13 protein-coding genes are annotated in these 16,501 nt (G+C 59.5%); 5 read left to right on the forward strand and 8 right to left on the reverse strand.

The features are described from left to right. The first annotated feature begins 48 nt into the window (after nucleotides 1-48). A complete protein-coding gene (locus ACP7CZ_RS21405; RefSeq protein WP_003190904.1) occupies nucleotides 49-303 on the forward strand; it encodes a hypothetical protein in 255 nt (84 codons plus the stop codon). Here ACP7CZ_RS21405 and ACP7CZ_RS21410 read toward each other — a convergent pair. Next, complete coding sequence (locus tag ACP7CZ_RS21410) at nucleotides 275-1,195, reverse strand: LysR family transcriptional regulator (RefSeq protein WP_294157598.1); 921 nt, start codon at nucleotides 1,193-1,195, stop codon at nucleotides 275-277. The genes ACP7CZ_RS21405 and ACP7CZ_RS21410 overlap by 29 nt on opposite strands. A gap of 91 nt (nucleotides 1,196-1,286) precedes the next feature. Here ACP7CZ_RS21410 and ACP7CZ_RS21415 point away from each other — a divergent pair, with 91 nt between their 5' ends. Beyond that, the gene (locus tag ACP7CZ_RS21415) at nucleotides 1,287-2,213 is read left to right on the forward strand and encodes a carbon-nitrogen hydrolase family protein (protein ID WP_057977527.1); all 927 of its coding nucleotides are present in this window, start codon (nucleotides 1,287-1,289) and stop codon (nucleotides 2,211-2,213) included. 117 nt (nucleotides 2,214-2,330) lie between these two features. Here ACP7CZ_RS21415 and ACP7CZ_RS21420 read toward each other — a convergent pair whose 3' ends face one another. Beyond that, entirely contained in the window at nucleotides 2,331-2,798 is a 468-nt protein-coding gene (locus ACP7CZ_RS21420) for an LEA type 2 family protein (protein ID WP_294157607.1), read from the reverse strand. Between the two features lie 12 nt (nucleotides 2,799-2,810). Next, the gene (locus ACP7CZ_RS21425; RefSeq protein ID WP_032901653.1) at nucleotides 2,811-4,241 is read right to left on the reverse strand and encodes a nucleobase:cation symporter-2 family protein; all 1,431 of its coding nucleotides are present in this window, start codon (nucleotides 4,239-4,241) and stop codon (nucleotides 2,811-2,813) included. A gap of 233 nt (nucleotides 4,242-4,474) precedes the next feature. On the opposite strand from ACP7CZ_RS21425, the gene ACP7CZ_RS21430 reads away from it, so the two are divergent. Beyond that, nucleotides 4,475-6,100, forward strand: coding sequence for a methyl-accepting chemotaxis protein (locus ACP7CZ_RS21430; protein ID WP_034127704.1), 1,626 nt, complete (start codon nucleotides 4,475-4,477; stop codon nucleotides 6,098-6,100). A gap of 646 nt (nucleotides 6,101-6,746) precedes the next feature. Here the strand turns inward: ACP7CZ_RS21430 and ACP7CZ_RS21435 are convergent. The 5 genes from ACP7CZ_RS21435 to ACP7CZ_RS21455 all read right to left on the reverse strand — a co-directional run bounded on the left by ACP7CZ_RS21435 (nucleotide 6,747) and on the right by ACP7CZ_RS21455 (nucleotide 11,950). Then, nucleotides 6,747-7,724, reverse strand: coding sequence for a 2-hydroxyacid dehydrogenase (locus tag ACP7CZ_RS21435; protein ID WP_252950923.1), 978 nt, complete (start codon nucleotides 7,722-7,724; stop codon nucleotides 6,747-6,749). Next, nucleotides 7,721-9,013: an MFS transporter gene (locus tag ACP7CZ_RS21440; protein WP_054897474.1), complete on the reverse strand. Its 1,293-nt coding sequence runs from the start codon at nucleotides 9,011-9,013 to the stop codon at nucleotides 7,721-7,723. The genes ACP7CZ_RS21435 and ACP7CZ_RS21440 overlap by 4 nt, the downstream gene beginning before the upstream one ends. 45 nt (nucleotides 9,014-9,058) lie before the next feature. Further along, entirely contained in the window at nucleotides 9,059-10,000 is a 942-nt protein-coding gene (locus ACP7CZ_RS21445; protein ID WP_054897473.1) for a sugar kinase, read from the reverse strand. After that, entirely contained in the window at nucleotides 9,993-10,775 is a 783-nt protein-coding gene (locus ACP7CZ_RS21450) for a sugar phosphate isomerase/epimerase family protein (RefSeq protein ID WP_054897472.1), read from the reverse strand. Before ACP7CZ_RS21450 ends, ACP7CZ_RS21445 begins: the two co-directional genes overlap by 8 nt. 95 nt (nucleotides 10,776-10,870) lie before the next feature. Further along, the gene (locus ACP7CZ_RS21455) at nucleotides 10,871-11,950 is read right to left on the reverse strand and encodes a LacI family DNA-binding transcriptional regulator (RefSeq protein WP_275668964.1); all 1,080 of its coding nucleotides are present in this window, start codon (nucleotides 11,948-11,950) and stop codon (nucleotides 10,871-10,873) included. A 248-nt stretch (nucleotides 11,951-12,198) separates the two neighbouring features. Here ACP7CZ_RS21455 and ACP7CZ_RS21460 point away from each other — a divergent pair, with 248 nt between their 5' ends. Both ACP7CZ_RS21460 and ACP7CZ_RS21465 read left to right on the forward strand, forming a co-directional pair. Next, the gene (locus ACP7CZ_RS21460) at nucleotides 12,199-14,148 is read left to right on the forward strand and encodes a hypothetical protein (RefSeq protein WP_054897471.1); all 1,950 of its coding nucleotides are present in this window, start codon (nucleotides 12,199-12,201) and stop codon (nucleotides 14,146-14,148) included. 154 nt (nucleotides 14,149-14,302) lie between these two features. Next, nucleotides 14,303-16,297 carry a hypothetical protein gene (locus ACP7CZ_RS21465; protein WP_200582857.1) on the forward strand — a complete coding sequence of 665 codons (1,995 nt, stop codon included), beginning with the start codon at nucleotides 14,303-14,305 and terminating at the stop codon, nucleotides 16,295-16,297. Nucleotides 16,298-16,501 lie beyond the last annotated feature (204 nt).

Consider the following 16,501-nt stretch of genomic DNA (forward strand, 5'->3'; position numbering starts at 1 on the left):
GGGCCTACAGTGTAAGATGTCACCTATTTGTGCAGCAGGTAATTCAACATGAGCTTCAATCTCGCCAACAAGACCCTCGCCGAACGCGCCGAGCTGGAAGATGAAAAGTCGCGCCTCTACGACCTGTGGCAAACCAACCTGGGCAAGGCCAAAGGCGAAGCCGCGCGCTTGTTCGGTGAGCGCGCCAAACGCAAGGGCAAGTGGGCCGAATGGGTACGTGCCGAACTCGATGGCATGTCGCCGCCGGAGTTTTCCAACATGGTGCGCAGTGAAGTCAACAAGCTGATGGCGGCGGCAAAGTAAAGCACGCCACAATCGCTTCGCGCACCTTGAGCAGCAACGGGTCCAACTGAGCCTGGGTGCGCCAGCCCAACTCCACCGGGTAATGCGGTAGCGCCAGCGGGCAGGGCAGCACGCGCAGGCCGGTCATTTGCGCAATGGCGTGGGCCGCATGCCCGGGAATGGTTGCTACTGCGGTGCTGCCTTTGAGCAGATACGGCAACGCGGCAAAGTGGCTGGTGGACGCGCACACGTGGCGGCGCAGCCCGTGCGCCGCCAAGCCTTCATCGGTAATGCCGATAAACCCGCCTGACGACACCAATACATGTTCCCGTGTGACAAACCCTTGCAGGTCGATAGTCTCCTCGCCCGGCGCCAGGCTATGGGGGTCTACCAGGCAACGATAGTCACCTTCCCCCAGCACCTGTCGGCTCAGCCTGCGCTCGGTAAAACCGCCGGCGGTAATGGCCAGGTCCAGCGTGCGGTCGAGCAGGGCGGCGGCGACGATCTGGCTGTAGGTCTGGCGAAAGATCACCCGTAGCTTGGGCAGGCGCAGTGCGATGGCCTCCATCAGGCTTCGGCCATAGGCAATCTCGAAGTCATCTGACAGCCCCAGCACCACCGAGCGGCCCTCGTAGTGCAGGTTTTGCGGGCTGATCATCGCCAGGCTCTGGCGGCAGCGATCCAATGCCTCACTGATCACCGGTTTCAACTGGTTGGCACGCAATGTGGGCGCCAGGCCGCGTCCGGTGCGCACGAACAAAGGGTCACCATACAGCTCGCGCAAACGCCGCAAGCCCGCGCTGATCGCCGACTGCGTCACGCTCAAACGCAGCGCCGCACGGCTGGCACTGGACTCGTCGTGCAGGGCTTCGAAGGTTTTGAGCAGGTTCAGGTCAACCTGGGCGATATTCATTTGGCTCATATCATTTAGCACTGAGGTGGGCTTTATTCATGATCGAGTCTGGCCGGAGAATGGGCAACCCCTATCTATCGGAGTGAGCCTGATGCCCGTATCGACTGTCGCAGCCCTGCAAATCGGCGCCTTGCCTGGCGGCAAGGCTGAAACCCTGGCGCAGATCCTGGCCTATGAGGATCAAATCCAGCGCAGTGGCGCGCACTTGGTGGTCATGCCCGAGGCGTTGCTGGGCGGCTATCCCAAGGGCGAAAGCTTTGGCACGCAATTGGGTTATCGCCTGCCCGAGGGCCGGGAAGCCTTTGCACGGTATTTTGCCAATGCCATTGACGTGCCGGGGCCAGAAACCGAGGCGCTGGCCGGGATGTCGGCGCGTACCGGTGCCAGCCTGGTGCTGGGCGTGATCGAACGCAGTGGCAGCACGCTGTACTGCACGGTGTTGTATTTCGAACCCTCGGGCGGCCTGGTGGCCAAGCACCGCAAGCTGATGCCGACCGGCACCGAGCGGCTTATCTGGGGCAAGGGCGACGGCTCGACCCTGCCGGTGATCGACACCGCGGTGGGGCGTATCGGCGGCGCGGTGTGCTGGGAAAACATGATGCCGTTGCTGCGCACCGCGATGTATGCCAAGGGCGTTCAGGTGTGGTGTGCACCCACCGTGGACGAGCGCGACATGTGGCAGGTGAGCATGCGCCATATTGCCCATGAAGGGCGTTGCTTTGTGGTCAGCGCCTGCCAGGTGCAGGCATCGCCCGAGGCCTTGGGTGTGGAGGTTGCCAACTGGCCGGTGGACCGTCCGTTGATTGCCGGCGGCAGCGTGATCGTCGGGCCCATGGGCGATATTTTGGCGGGGCCGTTAGTGGGCGAGGCGGGGTTGTTGACGGCGCAGATCGATACTGACCAGTTGGTGCGGGCCCGCTACGACTACGACGTAGTGGGGCATTACGCCCGGCCGGATATTTTTGAATTAGTGGTGGACGAGCGCGCCAAGCCAGGCGTTCGCTGTATCACTGACTAAACGCAATCAACCTGTGGGAGCTGACTTGCCTGCGATAGCGGTGTGTCATTCAATTCATCAGTTACTGACGCACCGCCATCGCAGGCAAGCCAGCTCCCACATTTGGTTTTCAGCCACTTACCAGGTGGCGGTGTTCGGCAAGTCCAGGGTGCCACGCTCTACAAAGCGCATGGTGCCAAACAGTCCGCCCGCCAGTTTGCCGCGCAGCACGTAGGGCAGGTTGTTCAGGCTTTGGGTCTGGCTCAGGCCCAGGCCCAGGGTCTGGCGCAACACCGAAAACGCCGAAACGCTGACCGGCACCATCAGTACGGTTTCAGAAAAGCGTGGGATGCTGCCAGCCTGATCGCTGACGCCAGAAGCGAGTGGCCGGCCATTGACCTCCAGGTCCAAGGCCACGCCGTTGTAGTCGATTGCCGCTTCATTGGGGTTTTGCACCCGCAGTTTCACGGCAAAGCGCACTTCCAGGTCCTGGCTTTGCAGCGGCTCGATGCCCACCACATTGATGTTCACCGGGTCGCGGTTGGGAAACAGTGCACAGGCGCTCAAGGTCAGCAGCAACAGCGATAGAACCATGAGCTTGCGCATAAAGAAATGCTCCTACTTTTGGGTGACGTCCGGGTCCTGCATGACCTTGAGGGTAGAGGACTCCGGCTCGAATTCATCTTCTTCCAGCTCTATGAACTCTTCGGGCAGGAAAATGTTCAGCAGGATTGCACAGAATGCACCCACGGTGATCGGCGATTCGAAGATGTTGTGCAGCGCCTTGGGCAGCTCGCGCAGCACTTCCGGCACCGCGGCGACGCCCAGGCCCATGCCTAGGGAAATCGCCACGATCAGCACATTGCGCCGGTGCAGGCCCGCTTCAGCGAGGATCTTGATGCCGGCCACGGCCACGGTGCCGAACATGATCAGGGTCGCGCCACCCAATACGGGCTTGGGCATCAGTTGCAGTACCGCGCCGATCATCGGGAACAGCCCCAGCAGCACCAGCAGGCCAGCAATGAAGTACGCCACGTAGCGGCTGGCTACGCCGGTCAATTGGATCACGCCGTTGTTCTGGGCAAAGGTCACCATCGGCAGGCTGTTGAAGGTGGCGGCCATCGCGGAGTTGAGACCGTCGGCCAGCAGGCCGGACTTGATGCGCTTGATGTACAGCGGGCCCTTGACCGGTTGCTGGGAAATCATCGAGTTGGCGGTCAGGTCACCAGCGGCTTCCAGGGGCGAAATCAGGAAAATCACCGCCACCGGGATAAACGCCACCCAGTCGAACGAGAAACCGTACTTGAACGGCACCGGCACGCTGATCAGCGGCACCTGGGGCAGGGCGGCCATGTCGACGCGGCCCAGCAGCCACGCCACTACGAAGCCCAAGGTCAGGCCGATCACGATCGAACCCAGGCGCAGGAACGGGTTGTTGAAGCGGTTGAGTACCACGATGGTCAGCAGCACCAAGGCCGCCAGGCCCATGTTGCCTGCGGCGCCCAGGTCGCTGGCGCCATAGCCGCCAGCCATGTCGGTGACGGCCACCTTGATCAGCGACAAGCCCATCAAGGTAATGATGGTGCCGGTGACCACCGGGGTGATGAGTTTGCGCAGTTTGCCGATGAACTGGCTGAGCACCACTTCGATAAACGCCGCGAAAAAGCAGATGCCAAAGATCGTCGAGAGGATTTCATCGGTGCCGCCGCCCCGGGCCTTGACCATGAACCCAGCGCTCAAAATCACGCTGATAAAGGAAAAACTGGTGCCTTGCAGGCACAACAGCCCTGAACCCACCGGCCCGAAAGTGCGCGCCTGCACAAAGGTGCCAAGCCCCGAGACAAACAGCGCCATGCTCACCAGGTACGGCACTTCGCTTTCCAGCCCCAATACGCCGCCGACGATCAGGGTGGGCGTGATGATGCCGACAAAACTCGCCAACACATGCTGCAACGCGGCAAAAATCGCGGCGGTGAAGTGCGGGCGGTCTTCGAGGCCGTACATGAGGTCAGATTTATAGCGCGGGCGGGGGGCTTGAGCGTCAGACAAAATGATGGCTCGGGTCAGAAAATGGAGGCGCAGGATGCCAGAAAGTGCCAGGCGTCTGAAGTGTAAAAAAATATTTATAAAAACCCTGCGCTAAAGCCGTGGCCCAGCCGATATCAAGCATAGGCCCACACTACAACGACAACAGTGGTGACCAAGGTCTGGGCAGCGCGTTGACGCTGACGGATCGTTTCGCGGCAAGGATGCACGCAAACACTACTTCTGAGAGCAGCCCTATGTCCCTCCGTCACCTGAATATTGCCCCTCGCGCGTTTATCGGTTTTGCCTTCATTGCGGTTCTAGTGGTGCTGTTGGGCGTGTTTGCGGTCAACCGTATGACGCAGATGCGCCAATCCTCCCAGGACATGAGCGCGAACCAGCTGCCCAGCATGACTCACCTGGGTACCATCACCGAAAACGTGCTGCGCATGCGCATCCTGTCGTTTCGCGTGCTGGTCAACCGCGAGCCTGCCGCCCTGCAGGAAGCCGAGACGCGCATTGGCGTGCTGGCTGACAAGGTCAAGACCGCCCAGGCCAAATACGCCACGCTGCCTGCAGGCGCGGAGGAGGCTGCGCTGTACAAAGCCTTCGGCGTCACCCTGGACAACTACCTCAAAGCCCAGGCCGAGATGGTGGCATTGTCCAAGCAGGGCAAGGTCGATGAGATGCGCGCCCTGATCAACAGCCGTATCAAGGACGGCACTGACCAGATGGGCGAGCAACTGAACAAGCTGATCGCCATCAATGCGGCCGACGCCAAGCAGGCCGACGAGGATGCCGGGCAAAGCTACGAGGGCGCGATCACCGGCGTGGTGGCGGTCTCCGTGGTGGCGGCATTGCTCACCGTGCTGCTGGCCTGGTTGTTGACCCGCAGCATCGTGACCCCGCTGCGCAAGGCCGTGGAAGTAGCCGAGACCATCGCCGCCGGCAACCTCAGCAAAACCATCGAGGACGATGGCAAGGACGAACCGGCGCGGTTGCTCAGTGCGCTGTCGACCATGCAAGCCAGCCTGCGCCAGACTATCCAGCACATCGCCGGTTCGGCCACGCAACTGGCTTCGGCGGCGGAAGAGTTGAGCGCGGTCACCGAGGAGGCCTCCCGTGGCCTGCAACAGCAGAACAATGAAATCGACCAGGCCGCCACGGCCGTCAATGAGATGACGGCAGCAGTGGAGGAGGTGGCGCGTAACGCGGTTTCCACCTCCGAGGCGTCCGGGCAGTCCAACCAGGCGGCGCGGGAAGGCCGTGATCGGGTGATGGAAACCGTCGGCGCGATCCAGACCATGACTCAGGACGTGCAGAACACCTCCGCGATGATCGAGGGCCTGGCCGCTCAGGGCCGGGATATCGGCAAGGTGCTGGATGTGATCCGCGCGATTGCCGAGCAAACCAACCTGCTGGCGCTCAACGCAGCGATTGAAGCCGCCCGTGCCGGCGAGGCCGGAAGGGGCTTTGCGGTGGTCGCCGATGAAGTGCGCGCCCTGGCCCATCGCACCGCGCAGTCGACCCAGGAAATCGAGAAAATGGTCGCCGGCATCCAGAACGGTACCGGGGAGGCGGTGCAGTCCATGCAACAGAGCAACCAGCGCAGCCAGAGCACCCTGGAAATGGCACGTGCAGCCGGCGCATCACTGGAGCAGATCACTGCATCCATCAGCCTGATCAACGAACGCAACCTGGTGATTGCCAGCGCTTCGGAAGAACAGGCCCAGGTCTCCCGCGAGGTGGACCGCAACCTGGTCAACATCCGCGACCTGGCCACCCAGTCGGCGGCGGGCGCCAACCAGACCAGCGCGGCCAGCCATGAACTGTCGAGGCTGGCGGTGGATTTGAATGGGATGGTGGCCAGGTTCGTCGTCTAACTGCTGCCACAACACCCTGTGGGAGCTGGCTTGCCTGCGATAGCAATCTTACAGTCGGCACATCATGGGTTGGCTTACCGCTATCGCAGCATAGGGATCTACACAACTTGGGCCGGTGCTGGACCTGTGGCGAGGGCGCTTGCTCCCGTGACGGACTGACAGCCGACGCTGATCTAACTGACGCGCCGCAATCCAAATGTGGGAGCTGGCTTGCCTGCGATGGCGGCCTTACAGCCGACCAGGATGTTGGAACTGACCGCGTACATATCCGTTCCTGCGGTAACGGCCACCGATGGTTCCGCTCTTACAGCGGGGCACTTTTGGAAAGGCCCAAAAGTAACCAAAAGGCCTTCGCCCCACCACTCGGCACCTCGCCTAGGCTCGGTGTGCCCGAACGCAGGCTTGAAGTCGTGGGCCGCCGCCACGCGCCATCCATGGCGCGGGGCGGCTAACCCGGCGTCCTGCCGGGTTGCCCACGACTTCAAGCCTGCGTTCGGCCAGCGTGGTTTGACGGGGCGCTTCAGATCAAAAGCCAGATCAAGAGCGGCTCGCTTCGCATCGTGGTTACCGTCGATCGCTTCAGAGTTGTGTAGATACCTATGGCTATCGCAGGCAAGCCAGCTCCCACCTTTGCTCTTGTGTTGTGTCAGTGCCGCCATGCCCCTGGATTCACCAGGTTTACCGGCTTTTCGCCAGCCAATGCCGCCAGGAGATTCTCCACCGCACACTTGGCCATCGCCTCCCGCGTCTCATGAGTGGCGGAGCCGATATGCGGCGTGGCTACCACATTGTTCAACCGCAACAACGGCGACGCGTGATCCAGCGGCTCCTTCTCAAACACATCCAATCCCGCCGCGCGGATGGTGCGTTGCTGCAACGCCTGCACCAGCGCCGCCTCGTCCACCACCTTGCCTCGGGAGATATTGATAAAAATCGTCTCCGGCCCCATCAGCGCGAATTCTACGGCGCCAATCAACTTCTCGGTCTCAGCGGTCAATGGCAGGGTCAGGCAGACAAAATCAGCCTCTTTGAGCAAGTCCTGCAAGCTGCGGTACTGCGCGCCAAAGCGCGCTTCAACCGCCGGCTTGGGTGAGTGGCTGTGGTAGATCACTGGCATGCCGAAGCCACAATGCCCGCGTTGGGCCAGGGCTTCGCCGATGCGGCCCATGCCGATAATGCCCAGGGTCTTGCCATGTACATCGCTGCCAAAATGCGCCGGGCCGATATTTTTGTTCCATTGGCCGGCGCGCACCATGTCGGCCAGCTCGACCACGCGCCGGGCGGTGGCCAGGATCAGCGCAAAGCCGGTGTCGGCGGTGGTTTCGGTGAGCACGTCTGGAGTGTTGCTGAGCAGGATGCCGCGTTGGGTCAGGTAATCGATATCGTAGTTGTCGACGCCCACCGAGACGCTGGCCACTGCTTCCAGCTTGGGTGCCAGGTCGAGCAACTGGGCATCCAGGCGCAGGCTTGCCCCCAGCAGGCCGTGGGCGTTAGGGAGGGCATCGCGCAGGTTGGCCAGGCCGGTTTCATCCAGAGCGTCAATCAGCGTGACATCGACCTGCTCGTGCAGGCGAGCCATGAGCGGCGTGGACAGTTTTTTGTACAGCACGACAGATTTTTTCATGAGGTTTTTACCTTCAACTCCAGGGTTGGCGTCGGCGAGCGGTCACTGGCGCCGGGCTTGAGGAAAATCGTCAGCACCACGGAAAGCAGCAGCGCTCCGCTCATCAGCAGGTACGAAGCGCCGGGCGAGCCGGTGCTGCTGTTGAGGTAGCCCACCAGGTACGAACCACCGAACGAGCCCAGGGCGCCCATGCTGTTGATCAGCGCCATGGCGCCACCGGCGACGTTGGCCGGGAGGATTTCCGGGACGATGGCGAAAAACGGGCCGTAGGGTGCATACATGCAGGCCCCGGCGATCACCAGCAGGGTGTAGGACCACCAGAAGTGTTCGGCGCCCAGCACGTAGGACGCGTAGAAGGCAATCGACGCAATCAATAGCGGCGGCCAGACAAAACGCTTACGTTTCTGCAGCTTGTCCGAACCCCAGGACACCACGAGCATGCCAATCACCGCCGCCAGATAGGGCAGGGCCGAGAGCCAGCCGGCTTCGACCATGTCCATCTGCAAACCGGCCTTGAGGATTGATGGCAACCACAGCACGAAGCCGTACACGCCAATGCTCCAGCAGAAAAACTGCAACGCGAGAATGATCACCTTGGGCGAACGGAACGCCTCGGCGTAGTTTTTCACGGCCTTGATCCCCACCTGCTCGGCGGCGAGGGCGGTTTCCAGGCTGTGCTTTTCGGCGTCGCTCAGCCACTTGGCATCCTTGGGGCGCTCATCGGCCAGCTTCCACCAGATAAACGCCCACAACACCGCCGGCAGGCCCTCGATGATGAACATCCAGCGCCAGCTGAAATGCTGCACCAGGTAGCCCGACACCACCGACATCCACAGCATGGTGACCGGGTTGCCGAGGATCAGGAACGTGTTGGCCCGTGAGCGTTCGGCACGGGTGAACCAGTGGCACAGGTACACCAGCATGGCCGGCATCACGGCGGCCTCGACCACCCCGAGCATGAAGCGGATGACGATCAGCATGTAGGCGTTGGACACCACGCCAGTCAGCGTCGCCAAGCCGCCCCAGAGGATCAGGCTGACGAAGATCAGTTTCTTGACGCTGCGCTTTTGCGCGTAGATCGCCCCCGGCACCTGGAAGAAAAAGTAGCCAAGGAAAAACAGCGCACCGAGCAGCGAAGACATGCCTGGCGTGATCATCAGGTCTGCGGCCATGCCGGACGCGGCGGCGAAGCCGTAGTTGGCGCGGTCGAGGTAGGCCAGGCTGTAGGTGATAAACACGATAGGCATGATGTACCACCAGCGACGGGTGGCGAGTTTCACGGTTTCCATGGGGTTGCTCCTGAGCTTGTTGTAGTTGTGGCAACAGGTAATGGGTCACGCAACGGATCGGGTGGGTAATTCAGCGCGGGTCGGCAAACCTTCCATATCGCCACGGCTCTGCACGGCGCGGCTGCCGATCCAGTTACCGCGCTGTACGGCCTCGGGGAAGCTCAAGTTTTCCAGCAGGGCGCTGATCATGCCCACGGCAAAGCCATCGCCGGCGCCCACGGTATCCACGACCTTGGCCACCGGTACGGCGGCGACAAAACCCTGGTCCATATGGGTGCGGTAATAGGCGCCCTCGGCGCCGAGCTTGATCGCCACGGCTTCGGCGCCCTGGTCGAGATAGAACGCGGCGATGTCTTCCGGGTCGTCAAAACCGGTCAGCAGGCGACCTTCGCCCAGGCCCGGCAGGACCCAGTCGGCCAAAGCAGCCAGCGCATTGATTTCGCGGATCATCTGCGCCTGGCTGGCCCACAGGGACGGGCGCAGGTTCGGGTCGAACGACACACTGCGTCCGGCCTTGCGCATTTGGGTCATCAGCTCGAACGACAGTGCGCGAGTGGCATCGGACAGCGCTGGCGGAATGCCGGTGGCGTGCAGATGGCGGGCTTGCAGCAGCGTCGGATGGATGGCATCGATGGACAAGTGGCTGGCCGCCGAGCCTCTGCGAAAGTACTCCACTTGAGGGTCGGCGCCGGCCTCTTCCCGGGATTTGAGTTGAAAGCCGGTGGGGTTCAGCGGGTCGACGGCCACATGGTGGCAATCGAGTCCTTCTTTTGTCAGGGTATCGACCACAAAACGCCCGAGGGAGTCGTTACCCACGCGGCTCAGCCAGGCCACGTTGAACCCCAGGCGCGACAGGCCGATGGCGACGTTGCTGTCGGCGCCGGCAATGCGTTTGTGAAACTGCCCGACCTGCGCCAGGTCGCCGGTCTGTTCGGCGACAAACATCGCCATGGTTTCGCCAAACGACAGGATATCGAGCTCAGACATGGGCGTTCTCCACATGGGGTTGGCCAAGGCGGGCCAGGGTCGCGACCTGTTGCGCGGTGACTTCGGTCAGGTCATCGCCCTGCAACGGAAATTCCACTGCCCGGGTAATACCTTGAGTCATGTGTTTAAGCAGTTGTTCCCACAGATGCAGGTCGGTGGCGCCCGGCGGCAAGGCGACGAGCTTGCCATCGGCGCGACGGGCCACGGCCTTGCAGTGCAGGTAATCCACATGCCGGCCCAGCAACCGCGCAGCAGTGAGCGCGGACTGGTCTTGCCACTGCCAGTTACCGATGTCGAAGGTCATTTTCACCGGCAGGCCGAGACGTTCGACTTCAGTGAAAAACCGTTGCATCGGTTCAATGCGCCCGCCGTGCAGGGTCTGGTCGTTTTCCACCAGCAGCTTGACCGGGTGGCGGTTGAGCAGGGCGTGCAGGCTTTCCAAGTCGTTTGTGTCGGTGAAGTAACCGAGGGACACCTTCAGCCAACCCGAGCCAAAGGCCTGGGCGCGGTCCAGGGTAGCGGCCAGCTCGGCATTGGGCTGGGCACGGCCGGCGACCCAGAGTTCCAGGGGCGAGGAAAACACGCTGTCCAGGCCTTGCGCGGCAGCGGCCTGGGCCAGGGTGGCGGGGTGTTCGTCGGTCAGCAGCTCCTCACGCCATTCAATGCGCTGGGCACCGGCAGCGCTAAGCAATGCGACAAAACTCAATTGGCCCTGCTGGCGAACCAGGTCGGCGCCGTAGCTGGAAAGGCTGATGGAGACGGGGTATTTATGCATTGTTGTTTACCTCTGAAACCGGTTTCATTTTTATCGACAAGAACACACTGACTGCTTGTGGCGAGGGAGCTTGCTCCCGTTTGACTGCGCAGCAGTCACCGGCTCTTGGCGGCGCTTCGCACCGCAGCGGGAGCAAGCTCCCTCGCCACAGTAAAGCCAGGGTCATAAGGGGGCGTCGAGCCGCGGATAATCAGCTCGGGTAAAAAATCCAGGGTGCGGGTGGGGGCGGTATCGCCGCGCAGGCGCTTGAGCAAACAGTCGAAGGCGCTGGCGCCAATCGCTTGCGTCGGTTGGGCGAGGGCGGTGATGCCGTTGCCCACCAGCGGGTACCAGTCCAGGTCATCCAGGGCGATCAAGCCCACCTCGCCGAACAGGTCGCAGCCCAGCGCCTTGAGCACCCGGGTGCAGGCCAGTGCGGCCACGCCGTTGGCGCAAAACAGTGCCTTGGGGCCGGGTTTGGCGAGAAAGGCTTGCAGACGCTTTTCCAGGTTGCCATCCAGTTCAACCACGGCGCCTGTCAACGCCGGGCGCTTGGCAATTTCGTGATTGAAACTCTCCAGGCGCTCCAAACGTGAACTGGTGCCGTCGGTGGTCTCGCTTACGAGCAGCACGTCGCGGTAACCCTGCAGCTCCAGGTGTCCCACCGCCATGCGCACCGCCGCCGGGTTATCCAGGCCCACCAGGTCGCTGTGCAGCGGCGCGACCTTGCGGTCCACCAGCACCAGGGGCATTTCCTGTTGCAGCTCCAGCAGTTGGTCGAGGTGATGGCCCAGGGTGTTCACGATCAAGCCTTCGATGTTGTACGAGCGCAGCGCCGCCAGGTGTTGGCGCTCCTGCTCGTCATCACGGTCGGTGTTGCACACCACCAGGCTGTAGCCATGCTGACGGCAGGCGGTTTCGACGCCGTGCATCACGGCGATGGAATAGGGGTTGCGGATATCGGCCACCAGCATGCCGATCAGGCGCGTGCGGCCACGTTTCAAACCACGGGCCATCTGATTGGGGCGGTAGCCAAGCTGTTCGATGGCTTGCTCGATGCGCAGCGCGATCGCGTCGGAGAGCAGGGCGCGGTCATCGCCGATAAAACGCGACACGCTGGCTTTGGACACGCCGGCGCGTTGAGCGACGTCGAGCATGGTGACACGGGTGCGCTGGGCGGCGGAAAAAGGAGTCACGGTCGCGGGCCTTTCTTATTGGAGTTTTCTGGGCCTCAGTCGGGAATACCCAGGCTGAAACCGGTTTCAGGAAACCTCAAGTCAACCGTTTCGTCAAGCATCCGATGTGGGTGGAATCAGCTACCAAGCGACGAATGGCAGTGCCTACCTGTTAGTTCTGACAGTATTCGATACCGCAGATTGCGCGTTTAATTGGTCGCAGGCACGCCTTTGGGGTGTAGGTACAAGCGGTCTGACGGGAGAGTCTGATGAGCGCTCAAAAAACCACTGGAAGTAGACTTTCACGCAACGGCATTTTCCGATTGGTCGATATAGAGGTGCCCATCCTGGATGATGCTAATCCGCCGATTCCTGAGGGTTATATACCTCATCAATATCTTGATACCGATCTTGTTGTGCGCATTCCGCAACTGTGGGATGACGCTGCGCAGGCCGGTGAATTCAATATTGTCGAAATCGTTTGGTCACGCAGCGGAGGCGAAGGTGTCCCTCCTTTCAAGGAGCGGTGGGATGGCCCCATTACCAAGCCTTTCCCTTTTTCCGTCACCGTGCCGCGCGACTATCTGGAAAATGACGGTACCGTCCGGCTGGCTTATCGGATCACCGACGAAACCGGTATACCCACAACCTCGGACTTCCGTACCCTGGTAATTGACCGGACGCCGCCAAACAATAACGTTACGCCGCCAACGCCGGCCTTCCCGGTGGGTACGATAGATGAGGACTACGCGGCCCGGCATCGCACAGTCGATTTGGTATTGTCTGCTTACCTCGGCCGGCGGGCTTATGACAGGGTTTATTATTATATTTCGGACCAAAGTCCTCCACCTGATAGTGCACCGAGTGGCTATGTAGAGTTTCCCGACGAAAATAGCCCACTTGTTATTCCCATTCTTGTGGATTTGTTTCGCCTGTACCGCAACGGAACTCAATACGTTCACCTGCGCCTTCAAGATCGCTCCGGTAATCGAGGCCCCAGGTCCGACCAGTCGCCCGTTGAAGTCCGATTAAAGGAAGCGCCCTCAGACCTCAAACCTCTTGTCATCCCTGCCATGGCAAGTGGCTTGATCAATCGGCACGATGCACGGATTGGTGTGGTGGCCAACGTTCAGTATGACAACTGGAATGCTCGCGATCTTGTCACCATTCGGTGGGGCAGTACCCTGCTTGATGCGCAGGAGGTTACCGAGATGCCGTTCGGCGCCGGTATCCCGTGGTCGAAGTTGATAGCGATGGGCATGGGGTTTGCAGAAGGTTCGGCCACCTACACCATTACACGGTACGGCAGCAATACGCCGACGTTGCCCAGCCCCCCTACGTTAATCCGTTGGGACTTCAGGGTGGCAGGGCAAGACCATATCAACGCCCCCGCGTTGCTTAACCTCGACTTGCCAACAGTGACTGTGTTTGGCGAGGGCTCGAAGACGGACAACCATATTGATATACGTGATAAGGATCAGCGCGTATATGCCAGCGTCCTGCTTTATCACCAGCCTCGTGATGGTGAGGTGTTGGAGTTGTTCTGGGGGGGCTTCCCCAGTATGGATAAGCCGGTGGCAAGTTATATTGTGGATACCGGTAGTGGCGATGCTGAAGGCGTACGCGTGACGTTCAGTGATATTCCCTGGCAGGTGATTGTCGATGCAGGGAATGATGAAAAACTACGAGTGTACTACTCGACATTCAACGGCGTTAATGAGCAGCTTTCCAATTTTACTGAAGTCATGGTCGATGTTGTACCTCCACAGGTATTAAGGCGTGTTGAGTTTCCAAGTGCCAATAGCAATATGTTTATAGGCTGTGACGCTAACCCGGCTATGTGGGATCACATACCTGTCCAGATTCTTCCGGAAACGGTCTTTCGCAAAGATGACGATCTTGTCGTGGAGTGGCAGGGCTATGAAGAGTTTGCGGGAGGGGGACAGGCGATTACATCAACTGCGGATACCCTGACGCATCGGCTGACTGAAGAAGAGGCGAAAAAAGGTTATACCTTCGAACAACGCAACTATGACGAGAAGATTAAACCCATCAAGTCACCAGATCCCCAGAGCCCGGGAAGTTCGGTGTCGGTTATCTATACGTTGTGGCGCAAAAACAGAGTGATAGGTTCCTCAAGATTACGCTATGCAAAAATTGATCGTAAAAGAGTGGGCAATATCTATTGCGGGCCGAATGGTGATGGCCCTGAAGACTAGAGGTATAAGCCGACTTGAGTAGTTGGTCGTCGATGTAAGTTGCAGCGTTTGGCAGTGGCAGCGCAACAGTTGTTCTATTTGAAACGTGTCTTTTTTCGAAGGCATGTGTTTGTTCGATTGTCTTGGTGTTACTCAGTGCAAAAGGAGAATACAGATGGCAACGTTGAGTAAGAAACAAAAGGCCGCCATTGCATCGCGCAAGGCCAATAAAGAACTGCTGTGCCAGCGCAGGGCGGGTGTGCTGGCGATGCCCCTGCCCACGTTTGATGCGTTGAATAATGATGGGTTGATTACCAAGGAGGCGTCGAAGAAACCGCTTACTGTAACCTTCGATATTGGGCAGTTTGCAGATGACGAAGGCATTGACCCGGCAATCACCAGACTCGCAGTGCATATGCGCGGTAAAGGCGCAACGAACTGGGGTGCGCCGATGCACATGGTAGACTTCAATACAGCTTCTCCTGTCCACGAGCCTATTGATCAACCGTTCACCCGTGATATTCCGGCGGCCCGTTTGGTGGAAGGGGAGCATGAGGTCGGCTATGTCATTCATGAAGGTAACTCGCAGACGGGATTGTTAAGAGGTGCTCCCCTGGAGGTCGACCTTACCCCGCCAGAAGACCCCAGGCACCCGGCAGCGCCCTTGTTCCCTGCTTATTTGGAGTCGAAAGGTGAAATTACTGAGCAGGATGTGGAGGATCACCCAGCCGGGATGGAATGTACATTTCGCGACTATCCCATCTCTCGGCGCGCCGGTGATGATATCGAAGTCTTTTTTTCATCGGAATTTTCTTCACAGCTGTCTGAGCCTATTGACACCTTTCCTGTGGACGACTCGTTGAGTTTTACGCTGCCGTGGAACCTGATTACTGGTAATAAAGGAGGGCAGAACTACTTGTTCTACCGCCTGTGGGATCTTGCAGGGAATGTCAGCAAAGACTCGGTACCTGCGCGAATTGAGTTGAACCTGACACCAGCCCCTGATCCGCAGGAAGCCTATGTGCCGTTGGCGCTTCTTCCTGGTGACGGGCTGCTTGATTTACAAGACCTTTATGAGCCGAACGGGGTTTTCATTGCTATTCCAGAATATGAAAATAATTTAACCGACATTGACGTGATCGAATTGACCATCGGCACGCAGGCTCCGGAACGTTTTGACGTTAAGCTTTATCTGCCTTTTCCGTTAATGCTGCCTGTCGGCAGTGATACTCTTTTGGCCCATTATGGTGGAGGTGCTGGCGAGATTCCCATGACCATCGACTATTTTGTTGATCGCAATGGGACATCAACCGATGCGCCTACTCACACTATTGATGTCGATTTTTCTGCGCCTGGCCCTGCTCCGGGTGAAGATCCGGAAAACAGTTTGCTCGCGCGCGTGCGGGTCTTCGGCGTTGACCCGACTAAGGAAAATGAGCTCACAGACGCTGACTTCAATAGGGACGCGACTATCGAGACCGTGCTTTGGAGCACCCCTCTTCCCGCGCCGGGTACGATAATCAAATGGTATTGGGGGGATCTGGCCCACAAGTTTGATGAGTTGACACTGACGAACGAAGGGGGCGGTGACACTCTTACGCGAACGGTGCCTTGGTCAATCATTCGTGAAGTCGGCAATAGAACGCTCCCAGTGTTCTATACGCTGGGATGGCCGACTAATGACAATACCCAGCGCTCACTTGCGCAGAATGTAGTTGTGGCGGCCAACAAAGTCGTATTGGAAGAGCCAAGGTTCGTCAAGGCGACCGCATTTTTGGCGTGTACCGACCTCAATCGAGCGACTCGCGAGGCGACGGTCAGGGTTCCTGGTAATACAGTGTATTTCCAAGAGCACATGGTCGTTCGATGCGAATTCCGCGTATTCAGTGACATTACCGGAGACACTCAGTTGGGCAATACACTGGCCCTAAGCTCGTTGCCGCTGACGCCCGATATGGTTTCCAACGGTTTCGACATAAAGATCCCCTATACGGCCCTTCGGCCAGCGGCGCGCAATTCGGTGGACTTTCACTATTTTGTGCCGATCCCGGGAGAAGGAGAGCAGCCTTCGGTAAGAGCCTGGACCCGTACACGGTTCACCGACTTGAACGGGTTTTTTTGCGAGGAGCAACCACCCACTGCATTGGAAGACGGCCTGGTAGAACAATAGACTGCGGACTGCGGGGTGCTTCGGCACCCTTCGGTTGCACTGCACGCGCTTTGCACTTTCACACAGCTAATCTCCCCATCTCTACCCTTATGTTCGGATTAATCCTACATATTAGGGTAAGCCTGATCTGTAACTTTGCGGCCTTGAATGGCCTGGCTCCACCCCTCTGGAAATAGGCCGAACAGTTCCGTTCTGGAATGCCTG

It is taken from the genome of Pseudomonas sp. DWP2-2, assembly GCF_049897065.1.
Lineage (GTDB): Bacteria > Pseudomonadota > Gammaproteobacteria > Pseudomonadales > Pseudomonadaceae > Aquipseudomonas > Aquipseudomonas paracarnis.